At 32.9% G+C, this 23,094-nt stretch carries 20 protein-coding genes; 2 read left to right on the top strand and 18 right to left on the bottom strand.

The features are described from left to right. Window positions 1–77: 77 nt before the first annotated feature. Window positions 78–1,016 (bottom strand): BglG family transcription antiterminator, encoded by a 939-nt coding sequence (locus tag EDD63_RS01410; RefSeq protein ID WP_166667504.1) that lies wholly within the window; start codon window positions 1,014–1,016, stop codon window positions 78–80. A 168-nt stretch (window positions 1,017–1,184) separates the two neighbouring features. Between EDD63_RS01410 and EDD63_RS01405 the strand changes: the two genes are divergently transcribed. Further along, on the top strand, window positions 1,185–1,835 hold the full coding sequence (locus EDD63_RS01405) for a PTS lactose/cellobiose transporter subunit IIA (RefSeq protein ID WP_134167720.1): 651 nt from the start codon (window positions 1,185–1,187) through the stop codon (window positions 1,833–1,835). Window positions 1,836–2,287: 452 nt separating this feature from the next. Here EDD63_RS01405 and EDD63_RS01400 read toward each other — a convergent pair whose 3' ends face one another. The 3 genes from EDD63_RS01400 to EDD63_RS01390 are packed head-to-tail and all read right to left on the bottom strand — an operon-like array spanning window position 2,288 to window position 4,277. Then, window positions 2,288–2,617, bottom strand: coding sequence for a PTS sugar transporter subunit IIA (locus EDD63_RS01400; protein ID WP_134167718.1), 330 nt, complete (start codon window positions 2,615–2,617; stop codon window positions 2,288–2,290). Window position 2,618: 1 nt separating this feature from the next. Continuing rightward, on the bottom strand, window positions 2,619–2,921 hold the full coding sequence (locus EDD63_RS01395) for a PTS sugar transporter subunit IIB (RefSeq protein WP_208318278.1): 303 nt from the start codon (window positions 2,919–2,921) through the stop codon (window positions 2,619–2,621). 24 nt (window positions 2,922–2,945) lie between these two features. Then, window positions 2,946–4,277, bottom strand: a complete 1,332-nt coding sequence (locus tag EDD63_RS01390; protein WP_134167716.1) for a PTS sugar transporter subunit IIC — start codon at window positions 4,275–4,277, stop codon at window positions 2,946–2,948. Between the two features lie 175 nt (window positions 4,278–4,452). Here EDD63_RS01390 and EDD63_RS01385 point away from each other — a divergent pair, with 175 nt between their 5' ends. Continuing rightward, window positions 4,453–5,262 (top strand): hypothetical protein, encoded by an 810-nt coding sequence (locus tag EDD63_RS01385; protein WP_134167714.1) that lies wholly within the window; start codon window positions 4,453–4,455, stop codon window positions 5,260–5,262. A gap of 564 nt (window positions 5,263–5,826) precedes the next feature. Here the strand turns inward: EDD63_RS01385 and EDD63_RS01380 are convergent. From EDD63_RS01380 to EDD63_RS01320, 14 genes are all read right to left on the bottom strand, one after another. Continuing rightward, on the bottom strand, window positions 5,827–6,216 hold the full coding sequence (locus EDD63_RS01380; RefSeq protein WP_134167712.1) for a hypothetical protein: 390 nt from the start codon (window positions 6,214–6,216) through the stop codon (window positions 5,827–5,829). Between the two features lie 18 nt (window positions 6,217–6,234). Beyond that, window positions 6,235–6,402: a hypothetical protein gene (locus EDD63_RS11520; protein ID WP_166667503.1), complete on the bottom strand. Its 168-nt coding sequence runs from the start codon at window positions 6,400–6,402 to the stop codon at window positions 6,235–6,237. An 8-nt stretch (window positions 6,403–6,410) separates the two neighbouring features. After that, complete coding sequence (locus EDD63_RS01375) at window positions 6,411–7,478, bottom strand: galactose/methyl galactoside ABC transporter permease MglC (RefSeq protein ID WP_208318277.1); 1,068 nt, start codon at window positions 7,476–7,478, stop codon at window positions 6,411–6,413. 10 nt (window positions 7,479–7,488) lie between these two features. Further along, entirely contained in the window at window positions 7,489–8,982 is a 1,494-nt protein-coding gene (locus EDD63_RS01370) for a sugar ABC transporter ATP-binding protein (RefSeq protein ID WP_134167710.1), read from the bottom strand. A gap of 70 nt (window positions 8,983–9,052) precedes the next feature. Continuing rightward, entirely contained in the window at window positions 9,053–10,153 is a 1,101-nt protein-coding gene (locus EDD63_RS01365; RefSeq protein WP_134167708.1) for a galactose ABC transporter substrate-binding protein, read from the bottom strand. A 302-nt stretch (window positions 10,154–10,455) separates the two neighbouring features. Then, entirely contained in the window at window positions 10,456–11,421 is a 966-nt protein-coding gene (locus EDD63_RS01360) for a substrate-binding domain-containing protein (protein ID WP_166667502.1), read from the bottom strand. After that, entirely contained in the window at window positions 11,411–13,153 is a 1,743-nt protein-coding gene (locus EDD63_RS01355; RefSeq protein WP_134167704.1) for a sensor histidine kinase, read from the bottom strand. Before EDD63_RS01355 ends, EDD63_RS01360 begins: the two co-directional genes overlap by 11 nt. Then, window positions 13,140–14,756 (bottom strand): response regulator, encoded by a 1,617-nt coding sequence (locus EDD63_RS01350; protein ID WP_134167702.1) that lies wholly within the window; start codon window positions 14,754–14,756, stop codon window positions 13,140–13,142. The genes EDD63_RS01355 and EDD63_RS01350 overlap by 14 nt, the downstream gene beginning before the upstream one ends. 110 nt (window positions 14,757–14,866) lie before the next feature. Next, window positions 14,867–15,877 carry an aldose epimerase family protein gene (locus EDD63_RS01345; protein WP_134167700.1) on the bottom strand — a complete coding sequence of 337 codons (1,011 nt, stop codon included), beginning with the start codon at window positions 15,875–15,877 and terminating at the stop codon, window positions 14,867–14,869. Window positions 15,878–15,900: 23 nt separating this feature from the next. Continuing rightward, window positions 15,901–17,385, bottom strand: a complete 1,485-nt coding sequence (locus EDD63_RS01340; protein WP_134167698.1) for a UDP-glucose--hexose-1-phosphate uridylyltransferase — start codon at window positions 17,383–17,385, stop codon at window positions 15,901–15,903. Continuing rightward, entirely contained in the window at window positions 17,385–18,362 is a 978-nt protein-coding gene (gene galE / locus EDD63_RS01335; protein WP_243833715.1) for a UDP-glucose 4-epimerase GalE, read from the bottom strand. The genes EDD63_RS01340 and galE overlap by 1 nt, the downstream gene beginning before the upstream one ends. A gap of 14 nt (window positions 18,363–18,376) precedes the next feature. Then, entirely contained in the window at window positions 18,377–19,660 is a 1,284-nt protein-coding gene (locus tag EDD63_RS01330) for a galactokinase (RefSeq protein WP_134167696.1), read from the bottom strand. A 13-nt stretch (window positions 19,661–19,673) separates the two neighbouring features. Further along, window positions 19,674–20,684, bottom strand: coding sequence for a LacI family DNA-binding transcriptional regulator (locus EDD63_RS01325; RefSeq protein WP_134167694.1), 1,011 nt, complete (start codon window positions 20,682–20,684; stop codon window positions 19,674–19,676). A gap of 188 nt (window positions 20,685–20,872) precedes the next feature. Further along, window positions 20,873–23,080, bottom strand: coding sequence for a glycosyl hydrolase 53 family protein (locus tag EDD63_RS01320; RefSeq protein ID WP_134167692.1), 2,208 nt, complete (start codon window positions 23,078–23,080; stop codon window positions 20,873–20,875). Between the last annotated feature and the right edge of the window lie 14 nt (window positions 23,081–23,094).

The raw sequence follows: 23,094 nt of genomic DNA, 5'->3' as shown, positions 1-23,094 counted from the left end.
CATCAATTTATAATTCCGATTTTTCTTCAACTCATATTCCGAAAATTCATCAACTCTGATTCCGAATTTTCGTTAATTTATAATTGACATTTACAAAAGTCATTATATTTTGAATTCAACATATAGTGATTGAACGTTTTCAAAAGTAAACTGTCAACTTTTTCTACAAAAGAAGTTGAAACATAAATGCTTGAATCAATTTTTTCATCTTTTAATTGACCCACAAAAAGAGAGGCTATGAAATACACTTCACTTTCTATTATAGAAATTGTATATTTGGAACTAACATATGAACATAGTTCTAATGCCAACTTATACTCTGCGCTACTTTTTAACACCTTAATATCTGCTGTTTCTATCTGTAATTTATTAATTATACGTTCAAAGACTGAAAGCAAGTTTAAATATATACTTGTTTGATAGTATGGAGCAATTCTAAGTCTCTCATTTTCCAGAAAATCATTTAAAACTTTAAGTAATTCATCTTCATTTATTTTATCGTAATATTTTAGGACCTCATTATCTTTATAGATATTTGAATTTAGTTCATCATGAATCATATGATTTATTAATTTCCTTTTATTTATCTCCTTACCAGATAAGAATACATAGCCTTTGCTTCGATTTATTTTCAAACTATACTTTAAAAGAAAATCATTGCACTCTTTAATCCATAGTTGAAGGTTTGACTCTGACACATTCAAACTATTTGCCAAATCGGAATAATTATACTCACTATTTTTTAACAATATTTTTTCAAGTATCTGATTGTTTCTTGAACTAATATCTTCCTCATATGAAAAAAGATTAGGATTTATTTCATCAACAATCAATACATACCCTCGATTTGATGACTCTTTTATCTGTTCATCAAAAAAACAATTAATTCCCCTTATATCATTTTGTATGGTTTTCGTAGAAACTTTTAATATCTTGGCGAGTTTATTTCCTGACAAGCCATTCGGATTTTGTTTTAGCTTATTTATTATTATTGATTCTCTTCTTGTAAGTTTCATAGACATATCCTTTCGATTTAAATTATACTGGTTCCTGCGAATGGAATAAATATTTATTTTCTGTGCACAGAGAAAATGAATACTTTCATCCAGTGATTATATATAGTTTAAGTCTTTATATAATCAATAAAATGTATTATTATATTTTAGTAAAGGAATTTAAATATCATGGATGAAATAAAGATCAAAGAATATGCAACCCAAATTGTGAGTTATGCCGGTACTGCATTTGCTCACTTTTACAATTCGTGCCAACTATCACTTAAAGGAGACAAATCGTCATCTAAAAAAGAATTTGCTTTAGGAAAAAAAGCAATTGATTTAGCACATACTGTAAATTCTAAATTAGTTGACTATGAAGCAAAGAATGGAAGTCTCCCTTTCAGCCTTATATTAATCCATTCTCAAGATTCGCTCATGAACGCAATTAACTGGCAACATATGTCAACTTTAGCAATAGAAAACGATAACCTATTGAGAAAAGAATTTGATAATTCAATAGAAAATAAAGAATTAATAAAAATTTTAATTATATGTAATGCTGGTATGAGCACAGTTATTTTAAAAAGTAAATTGGAAAAAGTTGCTATGGCAAAAGGAATCAAAGTTGATATTAAGGCAACAACTTTTAATGATTTAGAACGAATATACATGAATTATGATATTGTTTTAGTTAGTCCACAAATCAGCCAACTTCATGATGAAATAAAAAGAATCACTAGGAATTCTATTTATATACAATTGCTTAACATGACTGATTTCGGACTGATGAGAGCTGAAAAAATTTTTGACGACATATTGAAACAACTACTACCATAACCAGCAGTAAACTAGTGGTTTTCTTTGATTCTATAAGGCTTTATTCCCAGCAAGGCCTATAGACTTCTAATAAAGACTTACACACTTGCACGTTTCTTGTCCCCTCTAAAAAGGGGACTTTTTCTTACACATTTGTCCTAACCAACTCCTGTAAATAGATTTATATAATCGTAAGCATCAAATAAATGACAAATGCTCTAAACAAAATATAAATGGTAGAATGTCTCAATACACTGCGCATGTGCCTTGTTTTGAAAAAATTGACAATAATCATATGGTAAACAATCATAAGTAAATTAATAAAGAATAAGTATTTGGAGTTACAAAAGATTCCGTCATGTCAATACTACAAATATGCTCTTATCATTTCAATGATATCCTTCCTACCCAAATTGAAAATCCTCCTTTGATAATTATTTCAATTCTACCAAGGGAGGATTTACACAAAATTCTTATACTGTCTCTACTTCACTACAGCTCTTCATTTTATAGTTTTCTAAAAATTCTTCTGCCATTATTTTAACTGTTTCCGTATTCATCAATTGATCTTCTGCATGAATTAATAATAATGAAATTGCATCAAGGTTATTGTTTGCTTCTTGAGTAAGTAACTCTGCATGGTATTTATGACCCCTAGTTAATTCATCATTTCCAGACCTAATTAAATGTTGAGCTTTATCAAAATGCCCATTGCGAGATTCTTCCAACGATTCAATAAAAGAGCTTTTTGCCGATCCACAATGTGAAATCATTTTAAAACAAATTAATTCGATTCCTTCCATATTACTTACTTAAAACCCTCAAAATGTTATCAAGTACATTATCTGCTCTCATCATTCCGAAATCTGCCATTTCAATAACATAAACTGGAATGTCAGGATATTCTTTCTCGATTTTCTTTGATGCAAATCTTACTTGAGGTCCAAGAACAATAATATCATTATCTTTAACAAAACTTTCAATTCTTGATACAGAAGCTGCATTTACAATTAATTCAATATTTCTTCTTTTTGCCTCTTCAGCTATTTTCTTTTCCATCATTGCAGTACTTACTCCTGCATTACAAGCTAATAATACATTAATCATTTTTCTCTCCTTCCGCACTTTTCACTAAGCAATTTGTGTTTCCTTATAATTATCTACTATAATTCCCTCTTCTTTTAACTTTTCTTTTTCAAACATTTTAAAGAAGGGATACCAAATAACATAATCGACGGCAATTAAGAAAATCCATAAAATAATTGATCTCCAATCAAAAGAAATTAAGAATTGTTGAATTACTACTGGTGTTATTGAACCTGGCCATGCAAAAGGCTTATTAACTAAATTAATAGCCATAGCTCCATAAGCAATAGAGATATTAACTGCTTGTGCCAATACAAAAGGAATGAAAAGAACTGGATTCAATACTATTGGTGCACCAAATAAAATTGGTTCATTGACATTGAAGAACGATGGAATAATACCAATCTTACCTACCGCTCTTAACTGTTCTGATTTGCTACGAACTAATTGAATAGCAAATGCTAATGTTGCTCCTGAACCTCCAATTGTTCCAAACCCCCAAACAAGAGGAGATGATACTATATGCGGTAATGCATTAGGTAATACTCCTGCGCCATATGCTGCGACATTTACTTCAAAATTTGATTGAAAAATCGGACCCATAATAACCCAAATAGAATCAGAGTGGATTCCAAACCAAAAAGCTATTTGCGCTAGCACTGATGTCAAAACTGTACCAAATAAACTATTAAATGCCGCTAGAAATGGTGCTAACACATCCATTATCATTCCTGGTACCTCTGTTCCAAAAACATTTTTAGTAACTAATACAATTAATGTCCAAAATCCATAAATAATAAATGATGGAAATAATGTCGTGAATGAAGCTTGTAAAACTGGTGGTACTGCCTCAGGTAATTTGATTTTTCCAACATCATGCTTTACTAGAAAGTTAAGCAACTCTACTGTTACAATAACAACAATTAATGTTGAGAACATTCCCTCTCCACCAAAATATCGATTAGATAAACCTCCATCTATACTCAAAGTATGAACAAGTAAAAAAGATGTAAAAGTAATAAAAACTGAAGTAATTTGATTTAGACTATATTTTGATGATAGAAAATACGAAAAAGAAATACTTAAATATACTGAAATGCTCCCTAAAGTAATTGTATTTAAAAGCCTCAATGGATCACCATAATTCGCAGATAAATCTGACCACCCCTTCATAAAGTTATAAAAGAATGAACCTACTTCTAATGTCTCGTAACTAACTGGTGGACGTTGTATAAGCAACGCTACAGCACCAATCAAAGTTACTGGTATTAGAGTTTGGAAAGCACTTTGAATTGACATAATATGAACTTGTTGTCCCACAACTTCAAAAATTGGCAACAAGCGCTTTTCAAGAAATTTTGTTAATTTTTCAAACATAAAAACCTCACTTTCTAAATGTGTTTGTGTACTCTAAATCTAACTCTCATTACTTCTATCTTGATTGTACAAAAGCATTTATTTACAAACAACTTACATTTTTCTTCATACAAAGAAACTTTATGTTAGATTTTTTTTCACTCTAATGTATATTTATTATATAGAGGTAAGTCAAATGATTAATATAGAGAACATTATTTACATTATTATTAACATATTACTATTGTTATGCTTAGTACTAATACCAATTTTAAAAGTTAAAAAATCTTCTAATTTGAAATTCACTGGTATAGGTCATGGCTTATTATTTTACATTCTTATTTATGGATTTATAATTGGTATTACTGATTGGCTTAAAGGAGATTTCAACACTAGTTTCTCAAATATAAATAGTTTACTCAATGGCGAAATTAATTTATTAATCACTGCAATAAGTATTATTTTGAGTTCACTAATTATATTTAAGATTTCTGGCAAGACTCAAAATACAAGCTATTCTTTTCCATTCACTATTTCATTTTGTTTTTTTGGATTTATATCATTCCAGACATTACAAAAACTTGTTGAATTTCTAGTATTTAGTATAACAGTAAATTTAGGAGGCCCTGAGTCATTACTTGATGCAGACACATCATTAAAAAGTATTATTGAGATAGGAAATACTATCAATAATTATGATTTTATGTACTATTTCAATTTGATACTAACAAATATTTTTGATTTTGTAGTTATCTTTATGACTCTCTCGGTTTTACATAGTTTCACTTCTAGAAATCATTTTATACTGGGATCCTTGTCCTGCTGCTTAGTGATTTCATCAATTTATTCATTTATAATAGCTCTAAGTTATTTACAATACTCAAATATTGTTTTTGTTTTATTATCTAAATTTGTGATATTAATCATTGGAAGTCTTTTATCTATTTTCTTAATTCATAAAGTAAATAAAGAAATAGATAATCCATTACTACTGATTATTAAGTAACTTACTACTCTTTTACTTTAGTCATGATTAGCGTCAGAAATAACTGACTCACTCAGTTACCAAGTTTTCACATCATTATACATATGGTTTCGAATGCGGCGGTTTCAGTATATTTTTGTGGGATTTAACTATAAGAGGTTTTCAAATAAGAGGAAGCCTCTTTTCTTTCGGTCTTTATTCGCGAGTGTTGTGATTTAATATAGAAGAACCTATTACTCTTGTATACTTTTTACAACTGTGTGACCACTTCCATGCTCTTTTCACTTTTTACTCTAAATTCCGTCAAATCTCATCATAACAGGCACTCTTGTCTTCGACTATGAGTTAGCGATTTCTCCATAGTGGCTTTTCATCACTAAATATATGCCATGCCTTGCACAAAAAAAGTATCACGTACTAGAACGGATACTTTTTTTACTTACATCATCTGTAAGCATGAATGAAAGTAAGTAGAGATTCTTTCGTGCGGATAGAGGAGACTTACATTCATTCCACTGTGTTATAAGTTTATAGTGATCCCACCCACCTTATAACTTTTTATAATAAGATTTGACTGAATCTTTATTATCTTCGACCAAAAATAACTACTTCTTGTTTTTCGATATTTGGATCATGCAACAAGTCATTAATTTCATCAAATCCTTTGATTTCAATTACTTCAATTGCATCGATTTGACTTGTTGGTTGATATGCAGCAATGAAGTCTTCCACTGCTACTTCTTGTGAAGGTTCTGGAACCATCACAATACGATAGGAATGATCATCCAAATAATTCCAACCATTTATGAAATCGCCTTCTGGTAATGGATCTTTATATAAAAATTGTAAATACTTTCCATCTCGTCCATGATAGATAAACGAGTGTGAAAAATAGCGTTTGTCCTCTTTGCGAATGATCATGACCATACTGTCGTAATTCATATCTGGTTGCTTGTTATAGACTACTTTTTGCATACATTTGTGCCCTTTCGTTTATAAGGAAATGATAATCATGAATACAATCAGTGCAAGTCCACCAAAAATGATGCGATCTAATGCTTTTACTGAAATATTTACACGATCATAAAGTCCTTGAATTTTTGTAACTGGCTCTTTATTTTCGATGTTTTCTTTATGTTCTTCAACGATTACTTTTTCCATAGTTTCTCCTACTTGCGTACTAGATACTTACGCATATCGATTGCACAAGCAACCAAGATAATTAACCCTTTAATAATGTAGATCATGTTTACACTTACACTTAAGAAGTTCAAACCTACGAATATTAATTTAAGTAATACAACTCCAAGTACTACCCCGCGTATTTTTCCAATACCACCAACAAATGATACTCCACCAATTACACAGGCAGCGATTGCATCAAGTTCATAGTTTAGTCCAGTATTTGCAGAGTTTGAACCAATACGAGCAGCTTCAATAAATCCTGAGAATGCATATAATGCACCAGCAAGCGTGAATACTAAAGTAATTGTTAGTGCAACATTTACTCCTGATACGTTTGCAGCTTCTGGATTTGAACCAACCGCAAACATATTTTTCCCAAATGATGTTTTATTCCAAACAACCCACATAACAGCAGTTAATACAATTGCCATTAATACATAGTTAGGAACTGGTGTGCCACCAATTCTAAATAGACTACCTTTTATCAATTCAGTAAAACCGCTGGATAATCCGGAAATAGATTGTCCATTGTTATCACCATTCATCAAGTACATTAAGATAACACCATATACCATTAATTGCGTTGCTAATGTCACAATAAATGGGTGAAGTGAAAACTTCGATACACAAAATCCATTTACAAATCCAATTAATGCACCTAATGCAATAACAAGTAAGAACACAACAATAATTGGAATTGCTGGTAAATCAGGGAACATTTTATTTGAATAATCCACCGCTTGTAATAATGATGCTGAAATACATGCAGTTAATCCAACAATACGTCCAGCAGATAAATCCGTTCCTGTTAAGATAATTGCTCCTGCAACCCCTAAGGCTAATGGCATTGCCGATGCAGATAACGATACGATATTAATAATCGACTCACGACTTAAGAACTGTGGTCTTTGAATTTGAATATAAATGATTGCTATCAACATGAAGATCAATAATGAATTATTGATTAATGTTTCTTTAATCAAGCGATTACGATCTTTACTATCCATTTCTTTAAATTCGTTAATTCGAAATTTTAAATTTTTGAAAACCATATACTTCCTCCTATAAATACTTCGCAGCTAATTCCATGATTTTTTCTTGGTTTGCTTGTTGTACTGGTAAAGAACCAGCAACACGACCATTTGACATCACCATGATACGATCACATACACCTAGTAATTCAGGCATTTCCGAACTAACCATTACGACCGATTTTCCTTTTGCTGCTAAATCAATAATCAATTGGTAAATCTCATACTTCGCACCAACATCAATTCCTCTTGTCGGCTCATCTAGTAAAAGCACTTCAGGGTCTGTTAACAACCAACGTCCTAAAATAACTTTCTGTTGATTTCCTCCAGATAAAGAACGGATTTGTGTATCAACACTTGGTGTTTTAATTCGCATTGAATCAATTGACCATTCTGTATCTTTACGCATTTCATGAGCATTCAATAAACCAAACTTCTTGTATTTTTTAAGATTGGAAATTACAGTATTCTCCAAAATTGTAAGAATTCCAAAGATTCCTGTTGCCCTTCTTTCTTCTGTTGCTAAGGCAAATCCATTTTTAATTGATTCTAACGAATTGTGATTCTTGATTGGCTTACCATCAAGAATAATTTCTCCTGATTTTTTCGTGGCAATACCAAATAAAGTTTCTAGTACTTCTGTACGACCAGATCCATCAAGACCAGCAATTCCAAGAATTTCACCTTTATGTACTTGGAATGAAACATCTTCAATATGTGAATACATACCTGTTAGATGTTTTACATCGAGTACCATTTCTCCTGGTATATTTGTTTTTTCTGGGTATAAATTCGTTAGTTCACGACCAACCATTAAACGAATAATTTCATTCATTGTTAAATCTTTTGCATCTTTTGTAGCAATGTATTGTCCATCACGCATAATGGTAACTTCATCTGAAATTTTCAGTATTTCGTCCATCTTGTGCGAAATGTACACGATACCAACACCTTGGTCACGTAACATATTAATAATTCTAAATAAATGTTCTACTTCTTTATCAGTTAAGGAAGATGTAGGTTCATCAAACACAATAATTTTCGAATTGTAAGATACTGCTTTGGCAATTTCAACCATTTGTCGTTGTGATACAGACATAGTACTCATAATGCGCTTTGGATCTACTTCTACACCCATCTTTTCAAAAATCGCTTTTGTATCTTTATACATCTTTTTTTCTGATGTAAATACTTTACCAACTTTTGGGTAACGTCCTAGCCAAATATTATCCATTACATTTTGTTTCAATGCTTGATTCAGTTCCTGATGCACCATGGCTACTCCTGCTTCAAGAGCATGCTTTGAATCCTTAAATGCAACTTCTTGTCCATCTAAGATTACTTGTCCTGAATCTTTTGAGTAAATCCCAAATAAACATTTCATCAATGTTGATTTTCCAGCTCCGTTTTCCCCCATTAGTGCATGAACGCTTCCTTTTTTTACTGAAAATGAGACATTATCAAGAGCCTTCACCCCAGGAAACTCTTTATTAATATTTTTCATTTCTAAAATTATGTCATTCATTATAATCTCCTATCTACAATTTGAGGACATCAATGACGCCCTCACAATGTATGTATTACTTGCTTTTGGCTTATTCACCTGTGTAAATTTGGTATGGAATACGTGCTTTTGCAACACCATCATCAACTTTTACACCTTCAACTCCAGAATCATCGATTCCTTTGAAAGTATCTTCACCAGCTGCATTGTTTTTAACAGCTAATGCAATTACTTTTGCCATACCTTCAGCATCTTGTTTAATTGTTCCAGCCATAATTCCTTGTCCAATTAAATCAACTGCTGCTTTAGTAGCATCAACTCCATATACAGGAATTGTTTTATCTCCACCTTTTTTGTTGTATCCTGCAGTTTGTAATGCAGAGATAGCACCTTCAGCCATTCCGTCGTTGTTACAAATAACAAGTTCGATCATATTGTTATTACCGTCATTGTATTTTCCTAACGCTGTAGCAAGGTAGTCTTGTGCAGCTTTTGCTGACCATGTTCCATCTTGGTCTACTTGGTATTTATCAGAGTTTGCTGAATCGTAGTATTCTAATTTTGCTTTTCCAGCTGCTTCTAGTTTTTTGTCTGCATCTTCTACTGCGTATTGTGTACGGTAGATTGCTTCATTATTTCCTTCTTGCCCTTTGAACATTGCATAAGAGATTTTTCCATCTTTGTTTAAGTCATATTTATCAAAGTTAGCAACAAGTTCATCACCAATCATTTCTCCTTGCATAATTCCTGCTTCTTTTGCATCAGTACCAACGAATGCACATTTTTCATATGAATTTACTACTTCATTTGAAACTTCACGGTTGAAGAATACAACTGGAACATCTTTTTCTTTTGCTGCATTGATGATTGTCATCGCTGCATCATCAGATCCAGTTTCTACGATATTTACCACTAACATTGTTGCTCCACTTGATAATGCAGTTTGTACTTGTTCTGTTTGTGTTTGTTGTTTACCAGCTGCATCATAGTCAGTGTAATCAACATCCATTCCATCAAGTTCTTTATCTAGAGCTGTACGAACTGTTGAAATATATGTATCTCCATAGTCATAGTAGAATACATGAACATTTGCAGAACCACTCGATCCTCCTTTGTCATCAGATCCACCGCAGGCAACTAAACTTACTGCCATTAATGCGACGAATAGTACTTTAGCCATTTTTTTAATCATACACCTATGTCCTCCTCTGTGTAATTGGTAGTGTAATGAACTGCTATCTAAAGTTAGATAGTTTTTGATAAGACACTACACTTATCAAATGTATCGATACAGCATATGTTTTGTCATATTTCGTGGATATGCTGTGATCTTCATTTTATGCGCTTCTATGTAAGCGCTTGCTTTAACTGTCTTCATTATAGGTGTTCTTTTATGCTACGAAAATAGAAAATCATATGAAAGAAGTGTAAAATCCTATTTTGTATAAATAGAATTTTACCCAAACAAAAAAAAGAGCTTTTCATTAGCTCTTCTTAGTCTTCAAAAGGAAATACAAATTTTTGATTTTCATATTCATAGAGATTACTACGATTCACAACCAATACTTCTGTATATTGTTCAAGGGTAATAGAATCTCGTTTTTCCAGTTCTTTTACAGCGGACTCAATTGAAAGATACCCCATTGCAAATGGGTTTTGAACAATCAATCGATCAATTTCACCATTTTCGATCATACCAATGCTTTCTGCATTATTATCAAATGCAACAACATGAATCAAATTCTTATTGTTTAACTCACGAATCGAATATCCTACACCAAGTGATGTATATTCATTAAAAGCAACGACTGCATTTATTGTTGGATTATCTGCAATCATCTGTTTCGTAGCATCAGCAGCTTCTGAAGCATTTGATACTGTACTTACAGAATCAATAATTCGAACATCCGCATGTTTCATTATTTCTTCAAGGAACCCACGCTCCCTTTCAATCGCATTCTTTGTATGTTTCTCAAAATTGACAATCCCAATATTTAATTGTCCATTTTCCATTGCGCGCAGTTCTCTAGCAGCAATGCGTCCACTTTCCACATTATCCGTCCCAATATGTTGGCTAACTCCTTCATAGGTTACACCACTATCAATCGTTATTACGATAATGCCTTCTTTGACCGCTTGTTCCAACAACTCATTAGATTTATTTTCATCAATTGCAGAAATTACAATAGCATCTGCTTTTGCATTAATTGCTCGTCGAATCAAATCATTTTGTGTATCATAATCTTCCTCATTTTGCGCACCTTCAAATGTTGTTCGAACATTGTATTCCGTTGCTGCTGTATTTACACCGCTAGCGACTTCGCGAAAGAAACTAGAACGTCCTTGCTTTGGAATTACTGCAATATAGTATTGATGATGACTTGTAGAATTCACACAGCTAGATACGCATACTATCATACATACACTAAGCAGAAGAATCGATATTTTTTTAATTTTCAAAAAGATCATCCTCCTCTCCTAAAACTGCAGGGAACGTAATGGTTACTTTTGTTCCTTCATCCAGTTCACTTTCTACTTTGACACCATATGCATCACCAAAATAAATCTTGATGCGATCATTTACATTCTTTAAACCAATACCATTTTTTCCATGTTGATCTTTACTTAAAATGGAAACAATTTGTTCTTCTGTCATTCCTAGACCATTATCAATAATTTCCATATGAATAATTTGATCCACTAGTCGTACATTGACTTGAATATGTCCTTCATCAATCATGCGATCAATTCCATGATAAATCGCATTTTCTAAGATTGGTTGAATCGTAATCTTATTTGTATAGTATTTAAGAGCACGTTCATCCACATCAAAGTCATATGTAAATTGATCTCGATATCTATATTTTTGAATTGTCAGATAATGGATTGCGTGTTCAATCTCCTCACGAATAGGAATCAGTTGTCGTCCTTTATTAATACTAATTCTAAATAGTTTAGCTAATGCGCCAACCATTTCAACCGCTTCATCCATTTTTCCTTGCTCACACATCCATTGGATGGAATCCAGTGTATTGTATAAAAAGTGTGGATTGATTTGTGATTCCAAGGCTTTCATCTCTGTTTTTCGTAATGTGATTTCTTCATCTTTTGCCTTTTTGATCAAGTTACGAATAATAACTACCATTTTAGAAAAAGAGAATGAAAGACGTTTAATCTCGAAAACACCACCTTGTGGTTCGTATACATATGAATCGACATTATTTTCAAATTCATTCATCGCACCTACCAATCGTTTAATTGGCTTTGAAACTTTTGTGGCAACAAACATACTTAATAATATAGAGATAATAATGAAGATACATGAAATTGCTGCTACATATACTTGAAACTCTTTGACTTGATCTGCAATAAGTTCATTTACATAACTTACACCAACAATACTCCACTGCCCATTATCGATTGATTTCTTCACATATATTGCACCATCAACAATTTCTTCTTTTCCTTTTAATTTACTAATAGTAGAAATATTTTCCTTAACAACTCCACTGTTGATCATTCTTTGTTTCGGATGATAAACGATATTGTTATTGTTGTCGATAACAAAACAGTATCCTCTTTGTCCAATTCCGATATTATCAACATAACTTGAGATGCCTGAGAATTTATAGTCGATGACTAAATACTGTGCATCGTCTAATACTTGCGTATCAACACCAACCCCCATAGTAACAACCCATGGATAGTAATTTTCAAATATACTTTCTACGTGTGGACGCATTGTAGAAATCGTATGTTGATTATTTAAAAACAATACATCATCAAAGGATAGATTTTCTACCATATTACTTTTGAGGTTGCGTCCATTATTTCCATATAGTAGTACACTTCCTGTACTATCATACAAAAAGACACCTTCCACATCATCTTCTAAATCTGTAAATACATTCAAATATGCTTGAATTTCTTCAACACTTTGCATATGTTGTACTTCATTCTTTACCTTTTTTACACGTGTTTCCATTTGTGCTTTTAAATCATCAATCGAATTTGCCGCTTGTAAAACCACTTGTTGTGAATTTCGCAATGCGCTTTCTTCAATGTTTTCAATATGTCCATTTAAGAAGAAGACAGATAGACTGATAATAATGGACAAAGATAAAGCAATCATCACAAATGCGATAATCAATTGTAAGGTAATCCCTTGCCATTTACGTCTACGCCACTTCATGGTTTGCTTCCCTTTGCATTTCACGTAATTTATTTGGAGAATCCCCGTAATAACGTTTTACGCAATAACTAAAGTAATGGGTATCGCTATATCCACAGGCATTCGCAATTTCCATGATTTTATTTGAAGTGGATAATAAAAGTTCTTTCGCTTTATGCATACGACGCTCTGTTAGTAGTGTTCCAAATGTACTATTCGTATTCTTTTTAATAATTGCACTTAAATAACTAGCACTGACATGCAACAACTGACTTGCTTTTGCAATAGACATATCTTCATCATGATACTGATTTTTAATTAGATCAAGAGCACTTTGTGCAAGAAGCTCACTTGCTTCTTTTCTTTGATTCATAATAATTCGATGTGCTTCTAAACTGACTTTTAAAATCTTATCTTTAATTTGCTCACTTCGTCCGCTTGTGCCATTAATATTTCCACCGTATACATAAGATAGAAATTGTTCCGTTTCTTCATTTGATGCAACTGCTGTAATAGCTTTACTAAGTGCTGCAAATATCTGCAAGGTAAACATATCCAAACTATGTTCTTGCATAAGTTCTGGTTTCATCAATACTTGCTTTACAAAATCATTAATTGCATCAGGTGTTCCTACTTTTACTAAATGCTCTAATTCTTCCACACTTTGACGAACAAAGGCAAAATCATTTTTTGTTAGTTTTGAAATATCGGATGCATATTGAATCGGTTCTTCTTGTTGACTAAAACGAAGTGCAAATAAGGCTTCATCATATGACTTGGATAAATCTAACCAGTTGTTATATGGCTGACTTACTCCGATTTCACAATCAAAGTTCAAAATACGTTTGGCACTTTGCACAAACTCAGTCGTAATAATTGGTAAACTTCGCTCCAATTCTTTTGTTGTTCCACTAACTACAACTACAATCTTTTTTCTTGAATAAAATGAACCATATAGCAAATACTTACCTAAGATTCCTTGTGTAAATTTGACATGTTTCTCTTGGGTTTGATTTTGTTTATCTTCATCCATAAACGTTAACACCATTGTTTGGTAATAGTTTTCCATACTGATGGAATTGGTTAAGTTTAGATTCATCGCTTCTTGTTTGATTGCCTGTTCATCATCTAAAGATGTAAATGTATGATTTTGATATAACATATGAGACATCAAAAAATCATTTATTTTTAAATGTTGAATCCTCTCACTTTGATCTTCTTGTGTTGAACCACGCAATAAATCAAAACGTTCATCGATTTTCTCACGAATCTTTACAAGTTCTATTTCAATTTCACTAGAAGAGAGAGGCTTTAATAAATAACTAATAATATTATATTGAATCGCTTGTTGTGCATACGAAAAATCATCATATCCACTAATAAAGACGATATTCATATATGGTCGGATATTTCTAGCCTGTCTAGCTAATTCGATTCCAGAAATAAAAGGCATTTGAATATCGGTAATGAGTAAATCCGGTTGCAAACGTTCCACTAACTCAAGTGCAACAGCTCCATTTTCCGCTTCTCCAATAACTTCGAATCCTAAACGATTCCAATCAATCGTATGAACTAATGCCTGTCGTAATTCGTATTCATCATCAGCAATAACAACTGTATACATAAATAATACTCCCCTCTGTATATTTCATTTTCATTATACGTATTGAACATAAACAATGCAATGCAACTCATTTTATAGTTGTAAAACTGCCGCTCTCACGACAGTTTAATTTAAGATTTTGTAAATGTGTAAGATGTTGTAGAAACAAAAGGTTCATTTGCTTTACATATAACATCTGGATGTTCTTGGTTATGAATTGCATCAGGTGCATAACTTGTTTCGATACATAAGGCACAATTTCCATGATATGCATGATTTTGTTTGCCTTGAATTGCTGGTTCATAGTTAGGAACATATAAGTGAAATCCAGGTAAATCTGTTTTTACAATCAGTTTATTTCCACTTTTTGCATCTTTTACAATAACTTCCTTTGGTTGATCTTCATCAAAAATAAAGAAATTATCAAATCCATCACATGTTTTGATTTGTTCATCTTCATCATGTTGCAATGCATCTACAATCGAACTTGTTGTACGAAAATCATGTGGTCGACCTTGTACTGATGCAATTTTACCTGTAGCTAAATGATCTGTTTGGTTTTCCATGAACGTGCTAGCTTGTACTTGCATCGTTTGATATTCAATACTGCCATTTCCTTCACCTTGTAAAGCAAAGTACATATGATTGGTTAAATTAATCAATGTATCTTTTGAAGGTGTTGCATGATAAGAGATGCTTAATGTTTCTTTATCTAATTGAAATACAACTTGCACATCTAAATCACCAGGATAGCCTTCTTCACCATCCGCACTTAGATATTGCATGCTCACACCGTTTGCAATGGTTGTCGCATGAAAGATCTTCTTATTAAATCCTTCTTTTCCACCATGCAAAGAATGAATTCCATCATTTGGATATAATTCGTAATCTTTACCATCTAATGAAAAGGTTGCATTTGCAATTCGATTTGCACACCGTCCAATTGTTGCTCCAAAATAATTTGGATTCTCATCATATAAAAGAATATCATCGTAGCCAAGTATGACATCTGTGCCATCTTTATACATCACAGAAACAACACTAGCACCTAGGTTTGTAATTTTGATGGTTAGGTATTCGTTTTCAAGTGTGTATAATAAAATATTACTTTTCTTATCAATGACTTCATTATGTATATTCATTTTGTCCTTCTTTCCTTTGATGACTAATCAATTGTTTTTAAGAATCGTGTAAATGCTTGTTGTCCTTCTACATCTTGTTTAAACACACCAGCATTTTCTAATACATGTAAAAATACCTGTCCTACTTCATCTTGTAACATCGTATCTACTTTGTTAGCATCGATATTTGCATGTTTTTCTAACAAGTTTTCATACCAGTTTTGATGAACACGAATTTCTGTAGGCAATTGTGCTTTTCCTTGAAGAAAACTTTCTTTAATCACATCTAATTCATGTACAAGACGTGCAGGTAACACTGCAAGTCCCATTACTTCAATTAAACCAATATTTTCTTTTTTAATATTATGATATTGCCTGTGTGGATGGAATATTCCATCTGGATACGTATCACTTGTTCGATTATTACGTAATACCAAATCCATTTCATATATATCATTTACTTTACGAACAATTGGCGTAATCGTATTGTGTCTTTCTCCATTTGTATTTGCTAGAACATGTACCTTTTCATCTGAATACTTCTTCCAATGTTCAAGTACATCACAAGCAAATGAAACCATATCTTCTTTATTTTTAGAGGTTGCGCGGATTACAGACATTGGCCAATTTAGACGACCATAATGTAAGTCTGCATATCTTGTGCTTCCATATTCATCAAGTGTGTTTGCTTTTGCCATTGCAAAGGTATAGTTTCCACCTTGGAAATGATCATGACTTAAAATACTTCCTCCCACAATTGGTAAATCTGCATTACTACCAATAAAGTAATGAGGTAAGAAATCCACAAAGTCACATAACGCTTGAAACGCATTTTGATCAATTGCCATCGGCTTATGTTCCTTATTGAAGATAATGCAGTGCTCGTTGTAATACACATATGGTGAATATTGCATAAAATATGTTTGCTCATTTAATCGTAAAGGAATTATACGATGATTGCTTCGTGCTGGATGACTAAGTGTTCCAGCATATCCTTCATTTTCCTTACATAACAAACATTTTGGATACCCTGTAGATTTTACATTCTTTGCGGCTGCAATATCTTTTGGATCCTTTTCTGGTTTTGCTAGATTGATTGTAATGTCAATTTTCCCATATGGTGTTGCAGTTTTCCACTTACGATTTAAACCCATTCGATCTTTTTGAATATAGTTTGTATGAATCGAAAAATTATAATATTGGTCACTTGCATGTTTAGGATGTTGCTCATAGTCCACATAAAATTTTTCAATAACCGTATGTGGTCTAGGAACCATTGTATTCATTAGTTTTGCCCGAAAGATCTCTTTTGTTGCTTGCAAGTCTTCTAATTTACCTGCTTCTAGTTGTTGTGCTTGTATATCATCAAGAATCTCCACCAATTCTCGATTTTCATGAACTTCTTGTAGTGCAAATGTATCAAGCCCTAATACATCCAATATTAAATTTGCGCTATATACAACTTCCTCATCCCCAATAAGGTTTGTATGTATACCATAATTTAATAATTCACTTACTAAGTAATCCATTAGTTTTGTCCTTTGTGAAAGTTCCAAGCACTTTCAATAATTGCTTTTACGTCTGTCCATGCTGGATTCCATCCAAGCACTTCTTTTGCTTTTTTATTCGAAGCAATTAAACGAGCAGGATCTCCTGCACGACGTGCTTCGATTTTACGATTGATTGAATTACCAACAACTTCACTCGCTGCATCAATGATTTCAAGTACAGAGAAACCAACACCATTTCCTAAGTTAAATACATTGCTTTCGTTTCCTGCTTTTAAATATTCTAGTGCACGTATATGTGCATCAGCTAAATCTAGAACATGAATGTAATCACGAATACAAGTTCCGTCAGGTGTATCATAATCATCACCAAATACAGAAATGAATTCACGTTTTCCTAATGGAACTTGTAGCACAAGTGGAATTAAATGCGTTTCTGGTTGATGTAGTTCTCCAATTTTCCCATTTGGATGTGCACCACATGCATTGAAGTAACGAAGTGCAACATACTTTGTTCCATATGCAACGTCACACCACTTCATCATTTTTTCCATTGTTAGTTTTGTTTCCCCATATGTATTTGTTGGATTGGTGATATCTGTTTCTTCAATTGGCATTTTTTTAGCATCACCATATGTTGCTGCAGTTGATGAGAACACAATATCCTTCACACCTGTTTCATGCATCACTTCAAGTAATATTTGCGTACCATAGACATTATTATCATAGTAAGCTAATGGTTTTTGCATACTTTCACCAACTAGTGAATTTGCCGCAAAGTGAATGACTCCATCGACGTTTTCTTTTTTAAATACATCAAGTAAAAATTCTTTATCTCTTAGATCACCTTTGTAAAAGGTTGCTTTTGGATGAATTAAACTTTCAAAACCCGTTTGCAAGTTATCCACGATAACAACTTCATACCCGCGATCAATTAATGTGTAAACCGTATGTGAACCGATGTAACCAGCCCCACCTAATACTAGTACTTTCATCATTATTCCTTCTTTCTTTACGCAAATACTTTATATCCACCAAATGGACGGACTTTTAATACATAACAACTACCTTCACCAAATACTGCTTCAATTCCTTGTTTGTATGCTGTAAGCATTTCATTTGGTACAAATGCTTGAATCGTTCCAGCAAATCCTCCACCATGTACACGACATACACCTTTTCCTTGAAGTAAGTATTCACTCATCGCAAGACCAGTTGAGATATTTTGCTCATTGATGTTTTTATTTGAGTATACGTTTTGTAAGTATTTAAACGAACTACCTCCACTTGCCTTTACTAAGTTTTTAAATGTTTCAAAATCGTTTGCCTTTAATGCAGCTACTTCATCAACCACTCGATCATTATCGCCAAAGAAATGATATGCACGAAGTACTGGTCGATCACCAATCGCATTACGGATATCTCCTACATTTGCATAGAATTCATTTGGATCTACTTCACGTAATACATCTTTTCCAAAATAGTTTGCTACTTTTTTCATATCTGCAGGTACAGATGCATATTCATCTGTTAAATCTGCATGACTTCCTTTCGTATCAACAATACATAAGCTGTGATTTGAAGAGTCAAAATCAAAGTCTACTTTTTCGACAATTGGGTTTTTTGGATCCTTGAAGTCAATTGTAATAAAACTTCCTACAGAACTAGCCATTTGATCCATCAAACCACAAGGTTTCATAAAGTATTCATTTTCAGCATATTGACCAATTTTCGCAATATCGACTGCAGAAATACTTCCTTCGTTATATTCATGTGAAAGAATCGTTCCAAGTAATGTTTCAAATGCAGCACTACTTGATAACCCAGCTCCTTCAAGGACATCACTTGTCATATACGCTTCAAATCCACCAATAATTCCACCTTTGTTTTTGATACCTGCTGCAACACCACGAATAATTGCTTCAGATGTTCCTGCTTCTTTTTCATTGATGTCTAAGATTGCAGCATTTACTGGTTTGATGTTAAACCCTTCTGAATCTACCACAATGACATCGTCATCACGTTTTGCAACTACAGCAATCGTATCTAAATTTACTCCAGCAGCAAGTACACGTCCACGTTGGTGATCTGTATGATTTCCACCAACTTCACTACGCCCAGGTGCAGAGTATACACGAACCTCTTTATCACCAAAATGATCTTTGAATGTTTCAAGTGCAAGTACATAACGTGCTTTTTGACGTTCAATTACACTTTCATCCACATATAATTCCAATAAATCTGCATCATGTTTTCCGGTTTTCATTTCTTCAATGAGTGTTTGAATGTTTGCCATTTTATTTTCTCCTTTACGATTTGGCTGCTGATTCACGAACAATCAGACTTGTATTTAAGACAATGCGTTTTCCACGTTGTCCTGTTTCAATATTTTCTAAAACCAATCCACCTGCATTATAGCCAAGTAGATGCATATGTTGATCCACGGTAGTAAGCATTGGACTACAATATTTACTTAGTAAGGTATTATCAAACCCAATAAGTGCAAGATCTTGAGGTATTTGAATTTGTAACTTCTTACATGCACTCATACATCCCATTGCCATCAAGTCATTACAACAAAAGATTGCATCATATCTTTGCTTGGATAATACGTCATAGAGTAGTCTAGCTGTATTTTCAATTACTTGCGCACTATTTCCATCTCCACTAGTCACAATCCGGTTTGTTGCATCTAGTGAATGTTGTGCACAAAACTCGATGAAAATTTCTTGTTTGATATCGTATGAATAACTATCATTTCCTCTAACAAAAAGAATATCTTTATGTCCTATTTCCCAAAGAAAATCAAGTGCTTCTCTAGTTCCTTTTACTTCATCACTTAAAACAAAAGAGAAATCACTGTGACTTGGATCTCCGTTAATAAAGATTAGTGGAACATTTCCAACAATACTTTTGAAATTTTCTTGATCCATATTTTCCGTAACCGGGTCAGCAATAATAATCCCAGCAACATTTCTTGCAATTAAGTTACGTACACAAGCAAGTTCCATATCCTTTTGGTTTTTTGAAAACGTTAATAATAACGAATAGTTTTTCTCATTTAAAGCGCGTTCGACTCCATTTACAACCTCAGAGAAGAACATGTTATCAATACTAGGTACGATCACTCCGATTGTTTTTGATGCACCAAGCTTAATTTCCTGCGCTTGTACATTTGGCACAAACTGTAATTCATCAATTACTGCTTGTACTTTTTCCTTTGTTTTTATATTTACTGGATAATTTCCATTTACTACTCTTGATACAGTAGCTACAGATACACCAGCTTTCTTTGCGACATCATGTATTGTTACTTTCATAGACTGCCCCCTTACATATTTATAGTAAACGTTTACTATAATCGTGTCAATATGTTTGTTAATTTATACAAATGACTTGTTAAATAAGACAAATATGCATAGATAACGTTTACTATTTCATTTTAATAAAAAGGTTAGTCATAAAACCAACCTTTTTATTGATTATCATAAGTCAGAGATTCGAAACTTTATATATTACGATAGTTTAGTCTTTTTCTTACTGTGATGCCTACTATACTAAGTGAAGCCAGCACAAGAAGTAACCATGCGGCTTTATTACTTGCATCAAAAGTTGCAATACTTGGATTCTTTGATGCTTCGTTGTTTTTTGTATTATCATTTTGATTATTAATATTTTGATTTTTGTTACTTAAATCATTATTTTCTTTATCACTTTGATTATTCTGTTTATTTTCGTCACTGCTATCTATTTGAAGCTTCTTAAGATCTGCTTGCTTTTGTGTTAATAATTGAATTGCTTCATCAACTTGTTCTTGTGTTGCTTGCACATCATTTAACACAAATTTTGCATGATCTAAAGCAGTTACATAGTTTACCCAAGTTGATGATGTATAAAGATCTGCTTGTTCCAGTGGAATTGCTTTGTCGATTAGCTCTTGTAAGTTATCTTTATTAACTATGCTCAATTTCTCTTTTGTAACAAGTTGCCAATCATCACTAGTTCCCCAACTGAACGCTTCTGCTTTTACATACAGACCAACTTTTACTGTCGCTTCGGATTCCAAATCAAAAGTAATCGTTGGTTCTTGCCAATTGCACCAACCATCAAGTTCGATACGTTGTTTGTGATTTTTCTCTCCATCGATTTCAATAAATGAATAAATATCTGAAGTATCTGTATTTGCCCCACCTTGAATATGTAGTGTGAATTTATGTTTACCTGCTGGTAGACTCACTTCTTGACTTATCTCAAATTCAATTGGTTCCTCATTATAAAAGTGCACACTATAATCACCAGTAAGTGGATCATCCGTTTTACGAGATACATAACTTTGCGATATATCATACATTGTCATATCTTCATCTTCAAATCCTGGATTTTGGAGAAGGTTTATTACATCTACTTCAGGTTCTTCGTTGTAACCTGTAAAAACATACTTATATACATTCAATGAAGGTAAAGCATGTCCAGCAAAATCAAACATCGCTTGATTATCAACTTCAGTACCACCATAGTTTGAAGTAGTTGCAATCCCACTACCTGTAGGACTTTTATCATATGATGTTGCAGCTTTTGTTGCCCATCCTGATCCATACGTTTCCCATAACGCTAAGTTATCAGCGCGTTTTCCTTTTCCTTCGTTTACTGGAATCCAAGTATTCTCCCAATAAAAGACACCAATCCCTTTATTGTTCTTTACATCATTATTTACGGTATTAACAACATCTCTAAACATATCCGCTTGGCCATCAACTGAAGCTTCATATCCTTTAAGTTGGTTTGTGTTTTTAATTAAGTTTGCTTGATCATCACCATCTGCCAATGTATAAGGATACGCTGTTTCGGCTACCATCACCTCTTTATCAAAATCATCAGCAATTCGATTTAATTGCGTTGATAATTGTCCTAAAGTTCCATGCCACACTGGATAGTATGAAGTAGCAACAACATCAAAGTCTACTCCTGCATCATATAATTCTTTTGTATAATTATATGGATTTCCTTTTTCAGGATTTGTAAAATGTACTACCACTTTAATATCTGAATTTACATCACGAATCGCTTTACTTCCTGCATGAAACAACTTAACTTTATTTTCTAGTTTTGTTTCTCCACAGATTCCCTGACCTGTTGTCTCATTTCCTACTTGAACCATACCAACATCAACACCAGCTGTTTGAAAAGCTTCTAAACTTTCTTTTGTATAATTGTATATTTCAACAGCTTTTTGATCTGCTGATAATCCTTCCCATGCTTTTGGTGCATTTTGACGACCTGGATCTGCCCAAAAATCTGAATAGTGAAAATCAACTAAGAGTTTCATTCCATTTGCAGTTGCACGTTCTCCGATTTCAATCGCTTTCGCTAAGTCGGAGTTTCCTCCACCATACCCATTGCCATTTTCATCATATGGGTCATTCCATACTTTTACACGAATGTAGTTGACCCCTGCATCTGCCATAATCTCAAACACATCTTGTTCTACTCCATCAAAGTTATAGTACTTCCCTCCACTATCTTCAACAGATATTACACTTGATGCATCTGCACCCAGTATAAAATCACTACTCAAATTATCTACTTTTTGAACACTTATTTCTTCATTTGCATCTTCATCTTTCATCATTGTAGGATGTTTATAGTTCGCTAAACATGTAAGCACAATGAAAACACCCATTAAGAATATGGTTCCATTTTTAATTATTTTATTCATTTTTGTCCCCTTTT

This window comes from Breznakia blatticola, assembly GCF_004365815.1.
GTDB classification, from domain to species: domain Bacteria; phylum Bacillota_I; class Bacilli_A; order Erysipelotrichales; family Erysipelotrichaceae; genus Breznakia; species Breznakia blatticola.
The sequence above is the reverse complement of the archived record's forward strand: the minus strand, read 5'-3'. Positions and strand labels throughout refer to the sequence as shown.

Excerpts from the sequence above, each read along its gene's own strand:
- EDD63_RS01410 (WP_166667504.1), bottom strand. The coding sequence starts at position 1,016 with ATGAAACTTACAAGAAGAGAATCAATAATAATAAATAAGCTAAAACAA.
- EDD63_RS01405 (WP_134167720.1), top strand. The coding sequence starts at position 1,185 with ATGGATGAAATAAAGATCAAAGAATATGCAACCCAAATTGTGAGTTAT.
- EDD63_RS01400 (WP_134167718.1), bottom strand. The coding sequence starts at position 2,617 with ATGGAAGGAATCGAATTAATTTGTTTTAAAATGATTTCACATTGTGGA.
- EDD63_RS01395 (WP_208318278.1), bottom strand. The coding sequence starts at position 2,921 with ATGATTAATGTATTATTAGCTTGTAATGCAGGAGTAAGTACTGCAATG.
- EDD63_RS01390 (WP_134167716.1), bottom strand. The coding sequence starts at position 4,277 with ATGTTTGAAAAATTAACAAAATTTCTTGAAAAGCGCTTGTTGCCAATT.
- EDD63_RS01385 (WP_134167714.1), top strand. The coding sequence starts at position 4,453 with ATGATTAATATAGAGAACATTATTTACATTATTATTAACATATTACTA.
- EDD63_RS01380 (WP_134167712.1), bottom strand. The coding sequence starts at position 6,216 with ATGCAAAAAGTAGTCTATAACAAGCAACCAGATATGAATTACGACAGT.
- EDD63_RS11520 (WP_166667503.1), bottom strand. The coding sequence starts at position 6,402 with ATGGAAAAAGTAATCGTTGAAGAACATAAAGAAAACATCGAAAATAAA.
- EDD63_RS01375 (WP_208318277.1), bottom strand. The coding sequence starts at position 7,478 with ATGGTTTTCAAAAATTTAAAATTTCGAATTAACGAATTTAAAGAAATG.
- EDD63_RS01370 (WP_134167710.1), bottom strand. The coding sequence starts at position 8,982 with ATGAATGACATAATTTTAGAAATGAAAAATATTAATAAAGAGTTTCCT.
- EDD63_RS01365 (WP_134167708.1), bottom strand. The coding sequence starts at position 10,153 with ATGATTAAAAAAATGGCTAAAGTACTATTCGTCGCATTAATGGCAGTA.
- EDD63_RS01355 (WP_134167704.1), bottom strand. The coding sequence starts at position 13,153 with ATGAAGTGGCGTAGACGTAAATGGCAAGGGATTACCTTACAATTGATT.
- EDD63_RS01350 (WP_134167702.1), bottom strand. The coding sequence starts at position 14,756 with ATGTATACAGTTGTTATTGCTGATGATGAATACGAATTACGACAGGCA.
- EDD63_RS01345 (WP_134167700.1), bottom strand. The coding sequence starts at position 15,877 with ATGAATATACATAATGAAGTCATTGATAAGAAAAGTAATATTTTATTA.
- EDD63_RS01340 (WP_134167698.1), bottom strand. The coding sequence starts at position 17,385 with ATGGATTACTTAGTAAGTGAATTATTAAATTATGGTATACATACAAAC.
- galE (WP_243833715.1), bottom strand. The coding sequence starts at position 18,362 with ATGATGAAAGTACTAGTATTAGGTGGGGCTGGTTACATCGGTTCACAT.
- EDD63_RS01330 (WP_134167696.1), bottom strand. The coding sequence starts at position 19,660 with ATGGCAAACATTCAAACACTCATTGAAGAAATGAAAACCGGAAAACAT.
- EDD63_RS01325 (WP_134167694.1), bottom strand. The coding sequence starts at position 20,684 with ATGAAAGTAACAATACATGATGTCGCAAAGAAAGCTGGTGTATCTGTA.
- EDD63_RS01320 (WP_134167692.1), bottom strand. The coding sequence starts at position 23,080 with ATGAATAAAATAATTAAAAATGGAACCATATTCTTAATGGGTGTTTTC.